This is a genomic window from Sorangium sp. So ce693, from assembly GCF_051521375.1.
GTDB lineage: Bacteria > Myxococcota_A > Polyangia > Polyangiales > Polyangiaceae > Sorangium > Sorangium atrum.
On the sequence record NZ_CP150347.1, the window covers coordinates 10,102,054 to 10,122,719 of the forward strand.

The 20,666-nt window shown below is 71.3% G+C and carries 11 protein-coding genes; 3 read left to right on the forward strand and 8 right to left on the reverse strand.

Features of this window, described 5'->3' with window-relative positions; all coding sequences use genetic code 11:
* Positions 1-14 precede the first annotated feature (14 nt).
* Positions 15-8,477: an amino acid adenylation domain-containing protein gene (locus WMF14_RS37730; RefSeq protein WP_437794273.1), complete on the forward strand. Its 8,463-nt coding sequence runs from the start codon at positions 15-17 to the stop codon at positions 8,475-8,477.
* Between the two features lie 65 nt (positions 8,478-8,542).
* Positions 8,543-9,370 carry an FkbM family methyltransferase gene (locus WMF14_RS37735; protein WP_437794275.1) on the forward strand — a complete coding sequence of 276 codons (828 nt, stop codon included), beginning with the start codon at positions 8,543-8,545 and terminating at the stop codon, positions 9,368-9,370.
* 58 nt (positions 9,371-9,428) lie between these two features.
* Here WMF14_RS37735 and WMF14_RS37740 read toward each other — a convergent pair whose 3' ends face one another.
* The 3 genes from WMF14_RS37740 to WMF14_RS37750 form a co-directional block, all read right to left on the reverse strand.
* Positions 9,429-9,584, reverse strand: a complete 156-nt coding sequence (locus WMF14_RS37740) for a hypothetical protein (RefSeq protein ID WP_437794277.1) — start codon at positions 9,582-9,584, stop codon at positions 9,429-9,431.
* Positions 9,585-9,688: 104 nt separating this feature from the next.
* Entirely contained in the window at positions 9,689-11,671 is a 1,983-nt protein-coding gene (locus tag WMF14_RS37745; protein WP_437794279.1) for a carbamoyltransferase family protein, read from the reverse strand.
* 185 nt (positions 11,672-11,856) lie between these two features.
* A complete protein-coding gene (locus WMF14_RS37750; RefSeq protein WP_437794280.1) occupies positions 11,857-12,630 on the reverse strand; it encodes a hypothetical protein in 774 nt (257 codons plus the stop codon).
* Positions 12,631-12,884: 254 nt separating this feature from the next.
* Between WMF14_RS37750 and WMF14_RS37755 the strand changes: the two genes are divergently transcribed.
* Positions 12,885-13,877, forward strand: coding sequence for an amidohydrolase family protein (locus WMF14_RS37755; protein WP_437794283.1), 993 nt, complete (start codon positions 12,885-12,887; stop codon positions 13,875-13,877).
* 30 nt (positions 13,878-13,907) lie between these two features.
* Here WMF14_RS37755 and WMF14_RS37760 read toward each other — a convergent pair whose 3' ends face one another.
* The 5 genes from WMF14_RS37760 to WMF14_RS37780 all read right to left on the reverse strand — a co-directional run bounded on the left by WMF14_RS37760 (position 13,908) and on the right by WMF14_RS37780 (position 20,623).
* Positions 13,908-15,497, reverse strand: a complete 1,590-nt coding sequence (locus tag WMF14_RS37760) for a hypothetical protein (RefSeq protein ID WP_437794285.1) — start codon at positions 15,495-15,497, stop codon at positions 13,908-13,910.
* A 75-nt stretch (positions 15,498-15,572) separates the two neighbouring features.
* Positions 15,573-16,634: a hypothetical protein gene (locus WMF14_RS37765; RefSeq protein WP_437794288.1), complete on the reverse strand. Its 1,062-nt coding sequence runs from the start codon at positions 16,632-16,634 to the stop codon at positions 15,573-15,575.
* Positions 16,635-16,732: 98 nt separating this feature from the next.
* A complete protein-coding gene (locus WMF14_RS37770) occupies positions 16,733-18,022 on the reverse strand; it encodes a FecR domain-containing protein (RefSeq protein WP_437794291.1) in 1,290 nt (429 codons plus the stop codon).
* A complete protein-coding gene (locus WMF14_RS37775) occupies positions 18,013-18,645 on the reverse strand; it encodes an RNA polymerase sigma factor (protein WP_437794294.1) in 633 nt (210 codons plus the stop codon). Before WMF14_RS37775 ends, WMF14_RS37770 begins: the two co-directional genes overlap by 10 nt.
* A gap of 112 nt (positions 18,646-18,757) precedes the next feature.
* The gene (locus WMF14_RS37780; protein WP_437794296.1) at positions 18,758-20,623 is read right to left on the reverse strand and encodes an ABC transporter ATP-binding protein; all 1,866 of its coding nucleotides are present in this window, start codon (positions 20,621-20,623) and stop codon (positions 18,758-18,760) included.
* Between the last annotated feature and the right edge of the window lie 43 nt (positions 20,624-20,666).

The following is a 20,666-nucleotide window of genomic DNA, read 5'->3' on the forward strand; positions in this document are numbered from 1 at the left end:
AGAGGAGCGTCGAGGTGAGCGAGCTAGAGCAGCGGATCAAAGGCCTGTCGTCCCAGGAGCTCAAGGCGCTCGTCGCGAAGCTGAAGGGACAGCGTCCGTCCGGCGGCGGCGCGGCGGCGGGGCCGCAGCGGAGCGGGACGCGGTCGAGGTTCCCCCTGTCGTTCGCGCAGCAGCGGCTCTGGTTCCTGTACCGGTACGCGCCCGACAGCCCTGCATACAACCTCCAGGGGGCCGCGCGGCTCCGGGGCTCGCTCGACGTGGCCGCGCTCGAGCGGGCCCTCTCGCTCCTCGTGGAGCGACACGAGATCTTGCGGACCCGCTTCGGCGAGGACGCCGAGGAGGCCTACCAGGAGGTGCTGCCGCCGTCCGGCGTCGCCGTGGCGGTCACGGACCTCTCCACGGTGGATCCGGCGGCCCGCGAGCGCGAGCTCGCCCTCCGGTGCGCAGAGATCGCCCAGGTGCCCTTCGTCCTGGAGCGAGGCGACCTCCTCCGGACAGCGCTCTTTCGCCTGGCCGCAGAGGAGCACGTCCTGCTCATGGCGACTCACCACATCGCCAGCGATCACTGGAGCTGGGGCGTGCTGCTCCGGGACCTCGGCGCGCTCTACAATGAGCTCGTCGCGGGGCGCGCCCCGCGGCTGGCCGAGCTGCCCGTCCGGTACGGCGATCACGCCGTCTGGCAGCGGAGCCAGTGGAGCCAGGAGCGCCTTCAACGGGCGCTCGCGTACTGGAAGGAGCGGCTGCGCGGCGCGCCGGCGCTCCTCGAGCTCCCGCTGGACCGTCCGCGCCCGGCCTCGCAGGCGCACCGGGGGGCGAAGGCGTCGCTCACGCTGTCACCCCGGCTCGGCGCGGCGGTGAAGGCGCTGTGCCAGCGGGAGGGCGTCACCCTCTTCATGGCGCTCCTCGCCGCGTACCAGGTCCTCCTCTGTCGCGTCACGCAGAAGCTCGACGTCGTGGTCGGGTCGCCCGTCGCCGGGCGGACGCGGCGAGAGATCGAGCCGCTCGCCGGGATGTTCGTCAACAACCTCGCGCTCCGCGCCGACCTCTCGGACAACCCCAGCTTCGTCGAGCTGCTCCGCCGCACGAAGCGCGACGTGCTCGACGCCTTCGCGCACGACGATCTGCCGTTCGAGCTGCTCGTGGAGGCGCTGCAACCCGAGCGGAGCACGTCCCACGCGGCGCTGTTCCAGACCCTGTTCATCCTGCAGACCGCTGCCGCCGATCTGCCGGCCTTCGCCGGGCTGACGGTCGAGCCGGTCGAGGTGCCGGTGACGACGTCGAAGTTCGACTGGACCGTCGAGGCCTGGGACCGCCCGCAGGGCCTCCGGCTCGATCTGGAGTACGACACCGACCTGTTCCGCAGCGATACGGCGGAGCGGATGCTCAGGAGCTATGAGGTGCTCCTGCGCGCGGCGGCGGCGCGCCCCGACACGCGCGTGCTCCACCTGCCGGTCGTGCACGAGGCCGACGCGCTGCACCTCGATCAATGGAACCGGACAGAGCGACCTTTCCCCGAGGAGCTCTGCGTCCACGAGCTCTTCGAGCGGCAGGCGCAGCGCCATCCGGAGCGCGTCGCGCTCGCGTTCGGCGAGGGCGAGATCACGTACGGAGAGCTCGACCGCGCCTCGGCCCGCCTCGCGCGCCGGCTGCGCGCGATGGGCGTCGGCCCGGACGTCCCGGTGGCGATCTGCATGGACCGATCGATCGATCTCGTCGTCGGGCTGCTCGCGATCCTGAGATCGGGCGGCGCCTACGTGCCCCTGGATCCCGCGCTGCCGGGCGAGCGCATCGCCTATATCCTGCGCGACGTCGGGGCCGCCGTCCTGCTCACGCAGCGCGCGCTGCGACTCCCGCTCGCCGGCGAGCCGCAGAGGACGGCGTTCTTCGAGGATCTCACCACGGATTCCGGCCTGGCCGAGGAGCCACTCGCGGCGCCGCCCTGCAGCCGGAACCTCGCCTACGTCATCTATACGTCGGGCTCGACCGGGCACCCGAAAGGCGTGCAGGTCGAGCACCGCAGCGTCGTGAACTTCCTTGAGGCGATGCGGGAAAGGCCCGGCCTCGACGCCGGCGACGTGCTGCTGTCGGTGACCACGGCGTCGTTCGATATCTCCGTCCTGGAGCTGTTTCTGCCGCTGAGCGTCGGCGGGCGGACGGTCCTCGTGTCCGCCGCCGAAGCGCGGGACGGCACAGCGCTCCTGCGCGCGCTGGAGCGCTCGGGGGCGACGGTCATGCAGGCGACGCCGAGCACGTGGCGCCTCCTGCTCGCGGCGGGGTGGACGGGCAGCCCGCGACTCCGCGCGCTGGCAGGCGGGGAGGCGCTGCCGCCGGACCTCGCCCGGGAGATCGGCGCGCGCGCGGGCTGCCTCTGGAACCTGTATGGCCCGACGGAGACGACCGTGTGGTCCGCCGCGGCGCGCGTCGACGATCCGGACAGGATCACCCTGGGATCCCCGATCGCCAACACGCGCATCTACCTCCTGGACGAGCGGCACGAGCGGCTCCCGATCGGCGTGGCCGGGGAGCTCTACATCGGCGGAGCGGGCCTGGCCCGCGGGTACCACGGCCGGCCTGACCTGACCCGGGAGCGGTTCGTGGACGACCCGTTCTCGCCGGCGCCGGGCGCGCGGATGTACCGCACCGGCGACCTGGCGCGCATCACGCACGACGGGCGGCTCGAGTTCCTCGGCCGGATCGATCATCAGGTGAAGATCCGCGGCTTCCGAATCGAGCTCGGCGAGATCGAGGCGACCGTGGCGCGCCACCCCGGCGTCGGGGAGTGCGTCTGCGCGGCGCACCGGGACGCGGTGGGCGAGGCGGTGCTCGTCGCCTATTACGTGCCCGCGGCGGGGCCGGTGAGCCCCGAGGCGCTCCGGGCGCACGCGCGCGCGTTCTTGCCCGAAGCCATGCTCCCGGCGCGCTTCGTCGAGCTGCCCCGGATGCCGCAGACGCCGAACGGCAAGATCGACCGCAAGGCGCTCCCGGGCCTGGACGCGCTGGAGCGCCCGCCGGCGCGCGATCGGCAGGAGCCGGCGACCGAGATGGAGAGGCTCGTGGCCGCCGTCTGGGAAGAGCTCCTCGGGCGCGCGCCGGGCAGGACCGACCATTTCTTCGAGCTCGGGGGCCATTCGCTGCTCGCGATGCGCGCCGTCTCCCGCATCCGCGAGCGCGCGGGCGCCGAGGTGCCGCTCCGGTGGCTGTTCGACACGCCGTCGCTCGCCGATCTGGCGCGGCGGATCGAGCAGCTCGCGCGTCCGTCGACACGTCCGGCGCTGCGCCGCCGCGACCCGGGCGGGGTGATCCCGCTGTCGTACGCGCAGACGCGGCTCTGGTTCCTGGACCGGCTGGCGCCCGGAACAGGGGCCTACAACGTCGGCGGCGCGGCCGAGATCGCGGGGCCCCTGTGCGTGCGCTCGCTGGAGCGCGCGATCCACGCCGTCATCGAGCGGCACGAGGCCCTCCGCACCGTGTTCCGCGTCGTGGACGGGGCTCCCGTCCAGATCGTCCAGCCATCGGCGCAGCTCGACTTCGAGGAGATCGATCACCGGGCGCTCGCCCGGGACGCGCGCGAGGCGGCGGCGCTCGCGCGGCTGCGGCGGATGGCAGGGCGCCCGTTCGACCTCGCCCGAGGCCCCCTGGTGCGGGCCGAGCTCGCGCAGCTCGACGACGAGCGGTACCTGTTCGCGTTCGCGATGCACCACATCGTGACCGACGGCTGGTCGCACGAGATCTTCGTGCGCGAGCTCGCCGCCGCCTACGAAGCGATCTCGGCGGGCGAGCGCCCGCGCTGGGAGCCGCTCCCGGTCCAGCACGGCGACCACGCGGTCCACGAGCGGCAGCGGTGGGACGAGGCGGCGCGGAGCGAGGAGATCGCCTTCTGGAAGGCCGAGCTCGCGGGGGCCAGCCAGACGCTCGATCTCCCGACGGATCACCCTCGCCCCGCGGAGAAGCGGTACCAGGGGGCGCGGCACCACTTCCGCTTTTCGCGGGCGCTGACCGAGGCCGTCGAGGACCTCGGCCGCGAGCGCGGCGTGACGCCGTTCATGGTCCTGATGGCCGGGTTCCTCGCGCTGCTCCACCGGCTCAGCGGGCAGGCGGATCTCCTCGTCGGGACGCCGATCGCTGGGCGTGATCACCCCGAGCTCGAGGGCGTCATCGGGTGCTTCGTAAACACCCTTGTCTTCCGCGGCGATCTCGGGGACGACCCGGCCTTCAGCGCGCTCCTCACGCGGGTGCGCGGCGCCGCGGTGCGCGTGTTCGCTCACGCGGACATCCCCTTCGAGCGGCTCGTCAACGCCGTTCGGCCGGAGCGAGATCTCGGCCGGACTCCGCTGTTCCAGGTGATGTTCGCCTTCCAGCCCAAGGTGCCAGCGCCGGTCTCGCTGGGCCGGGCGCGGGTGACGCCGATCGACCTCGATCCCGGCACATCGCAGTACGACATCACCCTGTCGATGCAGCGCGACGGGGCGACCCTGAGCGGTCATATCGAGTACGACACGGCGCTGTTCCGCGAGGCGACGATCGCGCGCCACGCCGAGCTCCTCCAGCGCCTCCTCACCGAGGCGGCGCGTGAGCCCGAGACGAGGGTCTCGGCGCTCCTCCGCGGCGAGGCGCTCGGGCCCGCGACGGCAGCGGCTGCGCGCCGGGGGCTCTCGGCGCCTGCGCTCCCGTTCGTGCGGAGCGACCTCGCGAGGGAGCCTCCTCGGCTCGTCCGCCGCGCCCGGCGCGTCGACGCCGGGCTCCTCCGCGGGCTCGAGGCGCGCGCGGCGCTCCTCGGCGTGGCCCCGGGCGCGGCCGTCGCCGCCGCCTTCGCGCAGGCGGTCGCCGCGTGGAGCACGTCGCCGCTGGCCGTCGTGGTCGGCGCGCCGGGCGACCCGCAGAACGGAATGGTGTCCGTCTCCATCGGCGCGGGGAGCGGGCAGATCGAGGTGAGCCGCGGCGGCGAGGCGCCGTTCGTCGACCTCGTCCGGGCCTTCGACGAGGCCATGGCGCGCGCCGCGCCCGGGGCACGAGCGCCGGACGAAGCCGTGCGTCACCCCGGCGCGACGGCCGTCCGGCTGCGCGTCTGTGCGCCCTTCCGACCTGAGGGAGAGGGACAAGGCACGCAGGCTCGCTGCATCGAGCACGAGATCCAGCAGGACGAGGGGGGCTTCGTGCTGAGCTTCGGCTCCGCCGACGATCTGTTCCCTGAAGGCCTCGCGGCGGATCTCCTGGAGGCGTACGAGGCGCTCCTGAGCCGCCTTTCCCGGGACGGCGCGCCCTGGACCAGGGCGGCGACCATCGAGCTCCCGGAGCGGCAGCGCGCCGTCCGCGCCGGCGTAAACAGCACCACCCGAGAGGTCTCGAGCGATCTCCTGCACAGCGGGTTCGTGCGGCAAGCGGCGCTGAACCCCGATGCCCCGGCGGTCATCAGCCCCGACAGGACGCTCACCTACGGGGAGCTCGATCGGAAGAGCAGCGCGCTCGCCCGGCGCCTCCGCGCGCTCGGAGCCCGGCCGAACGCGCTCGTCGCGGTGGCCACGGCGAAGGGGTGGGCGCAGATCGTGGCGATCCTGGCGGCCCTCAAATCGGGGGCGGCGTACCTGCCCGTCGATCCGGAGTGGCCCATCGAGCGCATCCGCGCGGTCCTGGATCAGGGGCAGGTGGAGATCGTCCTCACGCAGGAGCGTCTGGCCTCCTCGCTGGCCTGGCCCGACGCCCTGCGCCTGATCGCGGTCGACGACGACAGCGCGTCCGCGTCGGAGGACGACACCCCGGTCGCGGCGGTCCAGGGGCCGGACGATCTCGCCTATGTGCTGTTCACGTCGGGCTCGACGGGGAAGCCCAAGGGCGTGGCGCTCGACCACCGCGGTCCGCTGAACACGATCCTCGAGATCAACGAGCGCTTCCAGGTCTCCCGATCGGATCGCGCCCTCGCGCTCTCCGCCGTTCACTTCGATCTCTCGGTGTACGACGTGTTCGGCCTGCTCGGCGCGGGAGGCGCCCTGGTCATCCCCTCGCCCGAGGCGGCGCGGGATCCGGCGCACTGGCGGCACCTCATCGAGACCCACCGGGTCACGGTCTGGAACTCGGTGCCCGCGCTGATGCAGATGTTCGTCGAGCACGTCGGCGGCGCTCCTCCGGCGTGCCCCTCGCTGCGCTGGGTCATCCTGAGCGGCGACTGGATCCCCGTGCCCCTGCCCGATCGGATCCGCCGCGCTTGCCCGGCGGCGCGGGTCATCGGCGCGGGGGGGCCGACGGAGACGTCGATCTGGTCGATCTTCTATCCCGTCGGAGAGGTGGATTCGACCTGGAGGAGCATCCCTTACGGCAAGCCCCTTCCGAACCAGCGTGTCCACGTGCTCGACGAGCGCATGCAGAGTTGTCCGGACTGGGTCGTCGGCCGCATGTACGTCGGCGGGATCTGCCTCGCCCGCGGCTACTACCGGGATCCTGCGCAGACCGCGGAGCGCTTCCTCGAGCACCCGGAGACGGGCGAGCGGCTCTACTGGACCGGCGATCTCGGGCGATTCCTTCCGGACGGGAACATCGAGTTCATCGGGCGGGAAGACTTCCAGGTGAAGATCCAGGGAAACCGCATCGAGCTCGGGGAGATCGAGGCCGCGCTGGCGCAGCATCCCGAGGTCGACCAAGCGGTGGTGTGCGTGGAGTCGACCCCGAGCGGGGCCAGGCGTCTCGTCGCCTGCTATGTGGCGGAGCGGGGCGCCGCGCTCGAGCCTCGCGTCCTGGAGGAGGTCGTCGCCGCGAGGCTGCCGCAGTACATGGTACCCAGCGCGTGGGTCGCGCTAGAGCGCATGCCGCTGACGGCCAACGGCAAGGTCGATCGGAGCGCGCTCCTCGAGCTCGCTCACCGGCACCACCAGGGAGCCAGCGCGGCTTACCGGGCGCCGTCGTCGGAGGCAGAGCGCCGCATGGCAGCGCTCTGGGCCGGCGTCCTCAAGCTGGATCGGGTGGGCGTGGACGACAATTTCTTCGCGCTCGGAGGGGATTCGCTCCTTGGCATTGCGCTCGTCGAGCGGGCGCGGGAGGCGGGGCTCGATGTCACGCCAAGGCAGCTCTTCCAGCACCAGACGATCGCGCGCCTTTCGGCCGCCTGCGCCTCCCGGGACCGCACGGCGGTGGACGTCGAACCAGAGAATGGGGAGCGGCCGCTCACCGTCCTCCAGCGCTGGTATCTGGAGGAGGCCCCCGGGCGCACCCGCCCGGCGCGCTGGAACGTGAACCTGCTGCTGGAGGCCGTGGCGCCGCTCGATCTCGACAGGCTCGCGCGCGCTTCGCTCGTCCTCGTCAACCACCATGAGGCGCTCCGCGCGCGCTTCGAGCGCACCCCGAGCGGCTTTCGCCAGGTGATCGACGCGCCGTGGACCGAGGCGCCGTTCGCCTGCGTGGATCTGTCCGGGATCCCGGAGGATCGGCGCGGGACCGAGATCGAGCGGCATTGCGATCGCATGCAAGACGAATACGAGCTCGAGCGCGGGCGGCTGTTCCGGATCGTGTTTTTCCGGTGGGACGAGCAGGGGAGAGGGCGGTTGTGGCTCAACGCGCACCACCTCGTCGTCGACTGGATGTCGATGATGATCGCCGCGCTCGATCTGCAATCCATCTACGATCAGCTCGCGACGACGGCCACGCCCCGCCTGCCGCCCGCGGGCGCATCGGCCGGCCGCTGGACGCGCGCGCTCGAGCGGTGGGTGAGCGAGGAGATCCTGCCCAACGAGCGCGCCTACTGGCTCTCGCTGCCCTGGGACGAGATCGATCCCCTCCCAGCGGACCACCCGGCGACCCGCCATCTCTGTACGGTGGAGTCGGTCCGCGATCACTGGGCGTCGCTCTCGGAGCAGGAGTCTCAGGTCATCTTGCGGGACTTGCCGGCGCGCTTCGGGGTGAGCACGGAGCACGCGCTCATCGCCGCGGTCCTCCGCGGCGTGACCGCGTGGACGGGCCGCGATTGGCAGGACATCATGGTCCTCAACTCGGGGCGTGATCTGATGCCCCATCACCCGGAGCTCGACGCGTCGCGCACGGTGGGGTGGCTGAGCGCCGAGCGGGTGCTCGTGCTCCGGCGCTCGAGCCAGCGAGAGCCGCTCGCGGCGCTGCTCGATACGAGCCGGCAGCTCGATCGCATCCCGAACGAGGGCCACGGCTACAACCTCCTCAAGTACCTGGGCGGCGACGCCGGGCTCAGCGCGGAGCTCGGGCGGCTCCGGAAGCGACCGGGGATCCTTTTCAACTACCAGGGGCGCGTCGAGCCGCCTGCGCAGGGCTCGATCCTCCGCGTGGCGAGCGAGTCCACGGGGTACGACGAGGCGGCGACGAACCTGAGGTTCAACCTGTTCGAGTGCCACGTCCTCGTCCGCGGAGGGGCCCTGACGTTCCGGTGGCGCTACAGCGCGAACGTGCATGCGCCGGCGACCGCGCAGCGGGTCGCCGGTGACGTCATCGACGATCTGCAGGCGATCGCGCGCGCTTGCGGGTGAGCGGAGCCCGCGCGCGTGCGCGCGGCGGGGCGAGGGATGGACACACTACGTTTGGATGAGCCCATATGAAGACGTTCGCAATCGAGTTGCCAGACCAGAGGGTCGTTCACGATCGCGTCCCCGACATGGCGAGGACGCTGCATCTCCAGGTGCAGGGTTACTTCCGGCCCCGCGTGCAGAGCCTCCTGACCAGCGGAGAGGTGACCGTGATCGACGTCGGCGCGAACATCGGACTCTTCGCGCTCGAGGTGCTGAAGCGCACCGGCGGGCGAGCGCGGATCCACTGCTTCGAGCCGATCCCCGAGACCTTCGAGCTCCTCCGGATGAACCTGGGATCGTCCGGCTCGGAGCGCGTGCGCCTGCACCGCGCGGGCCTGGGTCGGGCCGCGGGCACGGCGACGTTCCACTACGCTCCACGCCAGGGCGCTATCTCGAGCATGTACGACATGATGGCGAGCGACGACAAACAGGCCACGCTCGCGGCCATCTACGACGAGCGGATCCGTGAGAAGCACCACGCGGATCTGCCGGCCTATATGAAGCACCTCCCGCGCGCGGTGAACTCGGTGCTCATCGACTGTCATGCCTGGTGGATGAGGCGTGGAATGAGGCGAGTGGAGTGCGAGCTCGCGACGCTGTCCGAGCTCATCGAGCGGGAGCAGATCGGGCAGATCGACCTGCTCAAGATCGACGCCGAGAAGGCCGAGATCGACGTGCTGGAGGGCATTCGCCCCGATGACTGGGGGAGGATCCGGGCCGTCGTCCTCGAGCTGCACGACTTCGGCGGGAGAGGGGAGCGCGTCCGGCGGATGCTGCGCGATCACGGGTTCGAGGTGGAGACCGACCAGATCTGCCCAGAGGACGTGATCATCACCATGGCGGGGTACCGGTAGAGTGCGGGAGCGTCGACGTCAACCAAGCTTCGCGCCGCGTTTTCCTACATCCGAACGTTTACGTAGTCGCAGTCGTGGTCGTAGTCGTGGTCGTGGTCGTGGTCGTGGTCGTCAACGATAGGCCGTGAACGACCACGACCACGACCACGACCACGACCACGTAAACGTTCACGACCACGTAAACGTTCACGTTCACGACCACGTAAACGTTCACGACCACGTAAACGTTCAGGTTGGTGACCGATGGTGGTAACGCCTATGAGAATGCGGGGGAGCGCCGTCCGCGGGGTGCTCGGCGGCTCCCCCCCTCCTCCGCCGTCAATCGCCGTTGGCCGGCAGCAGGCGCACCACGCGCTGCGACCACAGCTCGATCAGCTCGGCGATCACCGCCTCCCGATCCTCCACGCCGTCGAGCAGCTCGCGGAGCCGCTTCCGGCCGTCGGCCCGCCAGAGGACCTCGAACGCCTCGGCGGAGACCGGGGTTCGTGCGTCATTGTAGGTCGTGACGATCGCGCGCTCGACCTCGTAGCCGCCCGGAGTGGGCCCTCGCAGCGAGAGCAGCTTCACGAAGGTCGGGAACGAGGGGACGAGCTCCGCATAGGCCGAGAGCGGCGCGGGCTTCTTGTGGACGAGGTGGTCGCCGACGACGAGCTTGTCGAGCCGCGTCGTCAGAAAGCAGGTCACGCAGTCGTCGACCGAATCGACGATCGGCTCGGCGTTGTTGTTGAAGGAGGTGTTGAGCACCACCGGCACGCCGGTGATGTCGCCGAAGGCCCGGATGAGCTGCCAGAAGTGCGGGTTCGTGCGCCTGGAGACCGTCTGGACCCGCGCGGTCCCGTCCACGTGCGTGACGGCGCCGAGCAGCTGTCGCTTCTGTTCGTGGACGGGCACGGTGAAGATCATGAAGGGCATGGTCTCCGCACCGCCGAGATCGAAATAGTCGCGCGCGTCCTCCTCCGTCACCGCGGGCGCGAAGGGCCGGAACTCCTCGCGCTTCTTCACCATGGCGTTGATGATGTCCTTGTTCGCCGCCGGCCTGGGATCCGCCAGGATGCTGCGGTTGCCGAGCGCGCGCGGGCCGAACTCGGACCGACCCTGCGCCCACCCGATCACGCTGCCCGCCGCGAGCAGCTCGGCGGCGGCCTTCGGCGCGTCGGCGAGCTCCTCCACGCGGATGAAATCGCGCCACGCGTCGAGCGCTCTCCGGATCTCGCCCCGCTCGCCGATGTGCCTCCCCCAGTACAGGTGGCTCATCGCGGGCATCCGCCGCGCCGGGGCCTTTCGCGCGTGCACGGCCATGGCGGAGCCGAGCGCACAGCCGGCGTCGTGCGCGGCCGGCTGGACGAACACCCGCTCGAACAGCCCGGAGCGGAGGATCTTCCCGTTCAAGGTGCAGTTGTGCGCGACGCCGCCCGCGAAGCAGAGGCTCCCCTGCCCGGTCTCGCGCTGGAAGTGCCGCAGGCAATGGAAGACGATGGTCTCGAGCGCCTCCTGGAGCGAGGCGGCGATGTCCTTGTGGTCCTGCGTGATCGGCTCCCGCGGCGCGCGCGGCCGGATCGCGCCGTGGAGATCGGCGATCTTGTCGAAGTCGATGGCCCATGCGCCCTCCGGGAGCAGCGCGACCATCGCCTGGAACAGCGCCCGGTACCTGCGCGGATCGCCGTACGGGGCGAGCCCCATGACCTTGTACTCGTCGAACGGCGAGAACCCGAGGAACCGTATCACCTGGACGTAGAAATTGCCGAGCGAGTCCCGCTCCGGGATGTCTCTCAACGAGCGAAGCTCTCCGCCGGAGCCGATGGAGACGGATCCCGACTCGCCGTCGCCGCAGCCGTCGAGCGTCAAGACGAGGCTGCTCTCGTACCCCGAGCCGATCAGGGCGCTCATCGCGTGGGCCGTGTGATGCTTGACGAACTGGATGCGCTCGGGCCCCACGTCGACGCCGAACTCGGCGAGCACGAGGCGCCTCATGACGTCGTTCGCCGTGCGCAGCTCGGGGCCTTTGGAGAAGAGCCCGCGCTTCACCTGGGCGTCGCACCATTCTTCGCTGATGTAGAAGCAGAGGTAGTCGACCTCGTCGACGCGGAGCCCCCGGCTCTCCAGGCAGAAGCGGGCCGCCTGGAACGGGGCTTTGTTCGAGTGCTTGAGGCGGTTCAGCCGCTCCTGCTCGATCGCCGCGACGACCTCTCCGTCCTCGAGGAGGACGGCGGCGCCGTCATGCGACGTCGCCGCGTTGAATGCTGGTCTCGGATAACCGAGATGGTCCGGCTCGTGACCCCCGCTGATTCCAAGGATTCGCATGCATGGAGGGTAGCCTTCGAATGCGATAAGTAAAGCTCGCTCACGCGCAGATCGACGCGCTGACACGGCGATCCATGCGAGATTCGAGCGGCGCGTCCGACGGGCCGAGCGGGGCTGCTTTTATTTTGCAGGAGGCAATCCGCACGACGAGGTCGTAGAGCGGGCGCCGCGGCGCCAGGCGAAGCTCAGCACTCGCACTCGTCCTCCCCTTCATAGGACTTGGCGACGAAGCTCATGTCGTACGGGTAGTTCGCCTCGGGCGGCCCATAGACGCGGAGCAGCAGATCGTTCGCCGAATCCGCGCCCCCTCCATCGAGCCATACCCGTCCATGATCGCTCTCCTCGGCCCCGAGGAGCTCCATCGTGGCAGCGCTGTAGACCTCCACGATCAACGTGTTCTCTGGACCGGGGGGCGGAGTATACTGCTCACAACCCTCGCCGCACAGCCCTGCCCCGGAGGCCAGGACGCGAAGGCTCCAGTTGACCTCCTCGATGCCGAGAGAGGTGGTGTCGAGCAGGTACCAGTCCTCGTTGCCCTGGCAGAGGACGAGACCGAGCTTCGAAAACCACGCGCTGGGACCGAGGCTGTCGTCGGTGTGGTCATAGGCGAGCGGCGCCGCAGAGGTGGACGCGTCGTTCGCCTCGTAGGCGTCGTCCGCGCAAACAGACGCTCCGCCGCTCCCGGTCGCGGCCCCGCCTACACCAGACCCACCAGTGCCGCCGCTGCCGCTGCCGCCGCTGCCGCTGCCGCCGCTGCCGCTGCCGCTGCCGCCGCTGCCGCTGATGGCGCTGCCGCTGATGCCGGTACCGCCGCTGCCGCTGGCATCGCTGCCGCCGCCTCCTTCGGCGCCTGGGCCTACGGCATCGTCCAGCCAGCGCGAGCAAGACGTCGTTGCAAACAATGACGCGTAGAGCGCTGCGAACCCCATGAGACGAACCGAGCTGTGAATGAGCGACATGATAACTCCATTGGGCACAAATGAATAACCAACTCCAGGGCGAAGCTTCGCCCTGGAGGCGCAAACACCGAGCGTTCGCACAAAGCAGGTCCAGAAGCGAATCACCAGCTCATGCCATTTTCATATTCTCGCGACTCCTTCCTTTTTCATGGCGCCATCCCTGTCACCGCGTATCCTTATCGGCGATGGATCCGCATCGTTCGATCGTCCCTCATCGCTCTCGTGATCGCCGCCGTCCTCATCGCCCTCATTCGATGCGCTCGCGCGCCGATCGCGGAGCTCGCTTCCGGAGCATCGCGTGGGGCGCCGCGCTCGCCGCCGCCCTGGGGTGCCGTTCGTCGCCGGCTCCGCCCGCCCGTCAGGAGGTCATCGACATCCATGTGCACCTGACGGAGGCCAACGCGGTGGCACCATTGCTCGCGCACATGGCCAAGCATCACATCGATCGCGCCGTCGTCCTGGCGAGCCCGGACCTGACAAGCGGCCGCGGCGGCTCGGGCCTCTCGGGCTACCGGGCAGGCAATGAGCTCGTCCTCGACGCCGCGGCGGCTCACCGTGGAAAGCTCATTCCCTTCGTCACCCTGGATCTGGGTCACGACGACCTCGCGTACCTCGCCGAGCTGCGCAGCCGAGGCGCCTGCGGCGTGAAGCTTTACCAGGGGCACAACCTCTTCCACGAGCGTCCCCTCGACGACCCCTCGCACCAGGCGATGTGGCGGGCGCTCTCGGATCAGGCGATTCCGGTTCTCCTTCATGCCAACACCGTCCGTTACAGGAGCGAGCTCGAGGCGGTCCTGCGCGCCTTCCCCGACCTGCAGCTCGTGTGCGCGCACCTCTGCGGCAGCCGCACCGACCTCGCGCGCATGGAGTCGCTGATGCAGGCGTTTCCACGCCTCCTCGTCGATACGAGCCATGGCTCTGCCGGCCCGGCGACAGAGGGGTTCGCGAGCCTCGAGCGGGATCGCGCCCAGCTCCTCGGGCTGTTCTCTCGCTGGCCCGAGCGCTTCCTGTTCGGGACCGACCTTGTGACCAGCGGGCTGGACCCCATGTCCATGGGGCTGTGGGACCTGCAGGCGGAGTCGAACATGGGTCTCTTGAAAGAGGACAAGTTTCGCTTCTTTCGTCAAACCGCCGATCAATCGGCCCGCACCATCGGCACCTATCAGGGCCTTCACCTGCCCCCCGAGCTCCTCGGCCCCGCCCTCGGAGGGAACGCCGCGCGATGGCTCGGCGCCTGCCTGCGCTGAGGGCCATCTCGCGGACCGCCGCCCGCGGCCTCAGGGGCCGAACTTCGCGAGGAAAATCGCCCGGGTAGACGTCGGAGTCACCAGCGGCCCCGTGCCAAAGTCGATGGTGCCGAGGAACGGCCCGGCGGCGTACACGTCGCCGGTCGCGTCCATGGCCGTGGAATAGCCGTACTGTTGCTCCCTGCCGCCTGTGTGCCTCACCCAGCGGACTGTGCCCGTCGCATCGAGCTTCGCGACGAAGGCATCGCCGTAGGTGCAGTCCATCGGGCCCGTGCCGAAGTCGACGTCGCCGTACATCAAGCCGGTGATCGCGATGTCGCCGTCCACGGTCGCCGCGGCGTCGAGTGCCGTCTGCGGCCCATACTGCCCGAGGCGCTTGGCCCAGAGGAGCTCACCTGCCGGGTTCAGCTTGGTCACGAAGGCGTTGCCGCCCCACGTGACGGAGCCGGGTTCGAGAGGACCGTACCCTCCCGCGCTCACCAGCGGACCTGCGCCGAAATCCACGCTCCCGAGGAACGTCCCGCTGATGACGACGTTTCCAGCGCCGTCGACCGCGACGCCGTACGCCCTCTGGAGCGCCTCGTCGCCGAACCGTTTGCTCCAGACGTGCTCACCGGCAGCATCGAGCTTCGCCACGAAGATATCCTCGCTGCCCGCGGTGGTCAGCGGCCCGCCGCCGAGATCGATCGCCTCGGCGTAATAGTCGCCGAAGCTACCGGCGAGGACGACGCTGCCCGACGCGTCGAGGGCGACGTTGTGGATCTCCGTGTAGCCGAGCTGCTTGCTCCAGAGGCAGCTCCCCGCAGGGTCGAATTTCGCGATGAACGAGTCGATGTCACCGACGCTGGTCAGCGAGGCGCCGCAGAGGCTGATCTGGCCCATGAACGTCCCTGCCACGACGACGTTCCCGGCTGCATCCATGGCAAGGCTGTCCGCCCATTGATCACCATCGACGCCGATTCGAGCCGACCAGACGTGATCTCCGTCTGCCGTGAAGACGGCCACGAAGGCGTCGCCATCCGACTCCTGCCCCACGAGCAAACCACCTCCGAAGTCGACGCCGGTCCCGTAATACGTCCCCGCCGTGGCAATGAGCCCCGCCTGGTTGACCGCGACGTCACGCGGGTAGGCGGAACCAGGGAATTCCTTGTGCCAGAGGGGTTCTCCTTCGCCGTCGAACCTCGCGAGGGAGAAGACCAGACTGCCCCCTGTCGAGAGCGGACCGTCGCCGAAGTCGACGCCATCGGCGACCGCCGTCGCGACGACGAGGTTGCCGGGTTCGTCCACGGCGATGCGGCTGCCCACCCATACGTGGGGTTGGCGTGGGTTCGCGGCGAAGTGCCGGCTCCACAGAGGATCGCCGCTGCCGACGGCGCCGCCGGCGCCTGCGCCGCCGCTGCCGGCGACGGCGTCGCTGCCGCCTGCGCCGCCGCTGCCGCCTGCGCCGCCGCTGCCGCCGGCCCCACCGTTGCCGCCTGCGCCGCCGCTGCCGCCGGCCCCGCCCGCTCCCGTCGCGCCACCTCCGGCGCCATCATCGCGTATGGGATCGAGCGGGATTCTGTCGCATGCGGCGACAAGCGTCATGAGCACGGTGCATCCAGGTACGAGGAGCTGTTTCAAGGAGGTCTCTCCTATCTCGATTGAAGAAGTGCGCGTGGCTTGCTCCTATGAATGGCCGCCTGTCGCGGCGGCGGCTCACCTCTGGACGACGACGCCGAACGAGAACGACGCGAGCGGGCTGAACGTCGAGATCACCCGTCCTGCGAACCGGATATCGACAGGCGGGATCGCCGCGCCGCCGAGCGCGCCCGCCGTGAGAACCACGGAGTCGATGAGCCGGAAACGCGCCTCGCCTCGCCCGTACACGAGGGCGGTGAACGTGGACTCGTCGCTGTCGATATAGGGCGGTCTCGCATCGCCGGACGCGCTCACGTAGCTGAGACCCACGCCGGGGGAGAGGACGAGTCCGAAGCGACGGCTCCTCTCGATGGGCGCGAGGGCGAGCTCGGCGCCGAAGAGCGAGCGGCGAAAGCGAACCTTGCCTTCCGCCGCCTCGATCTCCGGACCGATGATCGACAGGTCCGCCAGGAGCCCGGCGCCGATCCGGGCCGAGGGCCAGATGCGGAGCGAGGCATCGAGCGCCAGCGAGGCGCCAGGCGCCTGCCATCCCAGGGCGATCGCGACACCGACCTCGACGAGCGGGGCCCTGGGCGCCGCGGGCACCGCGAACGGCGGCGAGGGCGGCGCCCACGCGCGGAGCGGCGGGCTTCCCCACGCCTCGCCGGGCAACGCGGCAGGAGGCGCGACGGGAGAGGGCTGGACCGGAGCCGGAGCCGGCGCGACGGCCGCCGCCGCTGGTCCGACGGCCGCCGCCGCTGGTCCGGCGGCTCCGGCGGGGGCCCCGGCCGTCGACCGGAGCGCCCGCACCAGCTCCGCCGCGCGGAGCACCCGGGTGTCGAGCGGGCCGTCGGGCGCCACGCTCGCGACCAGGTCCGCGCGCCCGCTCGAGTCCGACCAGATCTCGATGGCTCCCTGCTCGCCTTCAGGGATGACGATGAGCAGCCCGCCGGAACCAGCCGCCGCCGGGCTCGCTTCAACCCGTACCTGCAGGCCCGCCGCTTCGAGCTCCTGCGAGAGGCGGTACGCCAGCGCCCCGCGCGCGCCGGCGACGACCGTGATCGGCGGCGCCTCGTCGGCGGAGCACGGGGCCGCGAACGCCAGCGAAGCGACGAGCGCGCAGCAGATCGAGCTCGCCACGGCGCGCACTCCCGGCGAGCGCAGGCGGCGCCGGCGTGGCGGCCGCGACCTCCGCGGGCGCAGGCTCGATCCAGCGTGCAGGCTGCCGAGCGGAGACCTCAATCGGCCCCATGGACGAGCGTCGCCGCGAGCCCGGCGTGGGCGCCGTTCGGGTACGCCGCGAGGTAGCGCGCGGCGAGCTCGCTGGCGCGCGCGCGGAGCTGGAGGTTCCTCGCGCACTCGATCGAGCGGCCGAGCGCCTCCGGCGCGAGCGCGCCGCGCGGCCTCTCCGCGAGGTACACGGCGAACCAGCGCTCGGCCTCCGCCCAGGCGCCGCGCCCGTCGAACGCCATGCGACCGAGGTGGTACGCCGCTGCAGCCGCGGCGTCGCTCCCGGCAAACCGCTGGCGCGCGGCCTCGTAGAACCGGGCCGCGACGCTCGGCTTGCGCGACAGCCGCGCCGCGGAGCCGAGATCGACGAGCTCCGCGCCGCCGGCGCGCCCGAGCACCGTGTCGATGCCGAGGAGCTCCACGTCCGCGAGCGCCTCACCGAGCTTGCCCGCGGCGAGGTGCGCGCGCCACCGCTCGGCGGGGGAGTCGGCCAGGGGCTCGCCCGCGCGGGCCCGCGGCGAGCCAAGGGATGGCGGCGCGGGCGCGGGCGCGGCGGCGCTCGGGCTCGGGAGGGGGGCGGGAGGCTGAGCGGACGGGGTTGCCTCCGGATCAGGCGCCGGCGACGACGCCTGCGGCGCAACGGGTCGAGGAGCCGCGCACGTCAGCCGCGTCGCTTCGGGGGCGGCGACCGCGCGCCCCGATGGGTCGACGCACGGGCCCAGGATGCGCACGCGGCCGGTGATCATCGAGACCGAGAGCTCCTCGGCCTCCGTGTTCCACGTGACGTCGAACTCGGTGCCGATCACGTGGACCTCGAAAGGCCCCCCGGCCACGACCCACCGGGTGTCGTCGCGATGCACGACGCGCACGTGCAGCGAGCCGCGCTCGAGGAGGACGCTCGCGCCCCGGGGGCCGACCTCGGTCACGCGGGCGCGCGTCCCGGGCGCGAGGTCCACGCGCGACCCGTCGGAGAAGTCGAGCCCGACCTGCGACGCGTCCGCCGCCACCCACCGGCCGACGGCGCCGGGCGCCCCTGCGACCCGGTAGGTCAGCGGGTCGCCCGGCCGGAACAGCACGAACCAGAGGACCGAAGCGGCGACGCACGCCGCGGCGAGCGCGACGCCGAGCCGCCGTGAGAGGGGAGCCGCCCCGGCGTTCAGCGAGAGCGCGGCCTCCTTCCGGTAGATCGCCTGGAGTCGATCCGCGGTCGACGGCCGCACCAGCCGCTCGAGCGCGGCGTCCTGGTGCGCGGCGACCCGGCGCCCCACGGCCGCGACGTCTTTGGTCCTCACGTCCATCGGTCGCCCTCCGCGAGCCAGGTAGAGAGAACTTCGTCCTTCTTGCAGCGCTCGACGAACGCGAGCTCCGCGCGCTGGATCCGGCGCTTGACGGTGGCCAGCGACACCTTGCACGCGGCGGCCACCTCGGTGAGCTCCTGGCCCTCGACGATGCGCAGCGTGAAGGCCAGCCGATCGTCGGCGTCGAGCGTCTCCAGGGCGCGGTAGAAGGCACGCACGCCCTGCCGGGCCTCCGGGTCGGCGCTGGCCGCCACCTCCGGCATCTCGTCGCTCGCGAAGAACGCGAGCCAGCGGTGCCTGCGCTTCTTGCGGAGCGCCTCGCGCGCGACGAACACGGTGACGCTGGTGATGAAGGCCTTCAGCGCCTCGGGCTCGCGCACGTCGTCGATGCGGGAGAACACCCGGGCGAACACGTCCTGGACCAGATCCTCGAGGCTCCGGACGTCGCCAAGGATGCGAAACAGCATCCGCTCGACGAGGCCCGCGTAAGCGTCGAGCAGGCGGCGCTCCGCCGCGGGGTTCCGAGCGTGCAGGCCGCGCAGGATGTCGGCTGAGGTGAGCTGCGCGCCGGCAGGGCCGTCCGGCGGACGGGGCTTTCGAACGACGCGGAGGTGCGCGGACATCGGGTAGCCTCTAGATGGCCGGCCCCCGCCGCGACGGCTCAGATCGGGCGTGCGGCGTCGCCCTGCGCCTCCGCTCCTGGATCATGCTTCGACCCGGCGCCTCGGGATCCGCTCACGCGCCGGGCACGGCCGCGGCCTCGAGCAGCTCCAGCGCACCCGCTCGGCGGCCGAGGCCTCTCGCCCCGGAGGGCTCGTGCGCCCGCCAGAGATCCATCATCCGGCGGTACGCCCCGCCGCGGCGGAGGAGCGCCGCGGGCGGGCCCTGCTCGACGACGCGCCCGCCGTCGATGACGACGACGCGGTCCGCGCGCGTGGTGGTGGAGAGGCGGTGCGCGATGAGCAGCGTGGTGCGGCCCCGCGAGAGCCCCTCGATGGCCCGCTGCACCGCCGTCTCGCTCGCGATATCGAGGCTGCTCGTGGGCTCGTCGAGGATGACGACCGACGGGTCCTTGAGCAACGTGCGCGCGATCGCGAGGCGTTGCCGCTCCCCGCCGGAGAGCGCCACGCCGCCGCGACCGACGAGGGTCTGGTACCCCAGAGGGAGCCGCTCGATGAACCCGTCCGCGCAGGCGGCGCGCGCCGCGGCGCGGAGCGCCTCGCTCGTCGCGTCGGGCGAGCCATACCGGAGGTTCGCCTCGATGGTGTCCTCGAAGAGGAACGGCTCCTGCGTGACGATCCCGAGCTTCCGCCGGAGCGCGCGCTGCGACAGCGCCCGGAGATCGTGCCCGTCGATGCGGATCGCCCCGGAGGTCGGATCGTGGAGCCGCAGGAGCAGGTCGGCGAGCGTGCTCTTCCCGGCGCCGCTCGGGCCCACGACCGCCACGAACTCGCCGGCGCGGATCGAGAGCGAGATCCCGTCGATGACCGCCCGCCCGGCGGCGCGCTGATAGCGGAAGCTCACCTTGTCGAGCTCGAGGTCGCCGCGGATGTGCTCCGGGCTCACGGCGCGCTCCGGATCGGCGACCGCGACCTCGGCGTCGAGCACGCCGAAGATCGCCGCCAGGCCGACCTCGGCGCGGCGCGCCGTCTCGTAGACGCCGAGGAGCGTCTGCGCAGGGCCATAGAGGCCGCCGACATAGCCGAGGAACGCGACGAGCGTGCCGACGCCGAGCTCCCCGCGGAGGACGAGCAGGCCCCCCACGCCGAGCAGCACCACGCGGCCGATGTTGACGCACACGCTCCGGCCCGCGGAGAGCCGCGTCTGGAGCCCGATGCTCCGGAGCACCTCGCTTTGCGCCTCCTCGACGGAGCCGATGAACCGGGCGTGCTCGTCCGCCTCGCGCGCGAACGCCTTGACCGTCTTGATGCCCGAGAGCACCTGCTGAAAGCGGTTGTAGATACCGCACCAGCGATCGAGCACCTCGCGCTCGCGCTCCACGAGGCGCGCGGTGGTCGCCCTGCCGAAGAGCAGCGGAGGCACGATGAACCCGACCGCGACCAGCGCGAGCAGCGGGCTCAGCCGGAGCATGATCCCGAGCGAGACCACGAGGTAGACGAGCGCCGGGAAGAGCTGGAACGCGACAGAAGAGAGGCAGTCCATGAGCGACGTGATGCCGCGATCGACCCGCGTCATGGTCTCTCCGACGCCCCTCTCCTGATGGTACGAGAGGGGCAGCGCGTGCAGCCGCGCGGTGGTCTCGTCGAGCAGGTCCCGGTTGATGCGGAGCCGCACCCGCCAGACGGAGAGCGCCCCCAGGCCCTCCGCGATCTGCCGGAGGACGACGAGCGCGCACAGGGCGAGCGTCATGCCGGCGAGGGTCCGGGCGCCCTGCTCCCCGGGCGCGGCCGGCCCGCTCCCGGGGCCGAAGACACCGGCGCTCGCCGAGATCTGGTCGAAGATCGCGCGGTGCGCGAGCGGCTCGAGCGCGGGCAGGCCGCCCGAGACGAGGGTGAGCGCGAGGCACACGGAAAGCCGGCCACGGTGGGGAGATAGGTAATTCAGACTGCGGCGCAGGTCACGAATCAGGGATCGCTTCACGGCCAATGCTCATTCGCGCCTCATCGCAGCGCAGGAGAAGCGC

Excerpts from the sequence above, each read along its gene's own strand:
- WMF14_RS37735 (WP_437794275.1), top strand. The coding sequence starts at position 8,543 with ATGAAGACGTTCGCAATCGAGTTGCCAGACCAGAGGGTCGTTCACGAT.
- WMF14_RS37745 (WP_437794279.1), bottom strand. The coding sequence starts at position 11,671 with ATGCGAATCCTTGGAATCAGCGGGGGTCACGAGCCGGACCATCTCGGT.
- WMF14_RS37750 (WP_437794280.1), bottom strand. The coding sequence starts at position 12,630 with ATGTCGCTCATTCACAGCTCGGTTCGTCTCATGGGGTTCGCAGCGCTC.
- WMF14_RS37755 (WP_437794283.1), top strand. The coding sequence starts at position 12,885 with ATGCGCTCGCGCGCCGATCGCGGAGCTCGCTTCCGGAGCATCGCGTGG.
- WMF14_RS37770 (WP_437794291.1), bottom strand. The coding sequence starts at position 18,022 with ATGGACGTGAGGACCAAAGACGTCGCGGCCGTGGGGCGCCGGGTCGCC.
- WMF14_RS37775 (WP_437794294.1), bottom strand. The coding sequence starts at position 18,645 with ATGTCCGCGCACCTCCGCGTCGTTCGAAAGCCCCGTCCGCCGGACGGC.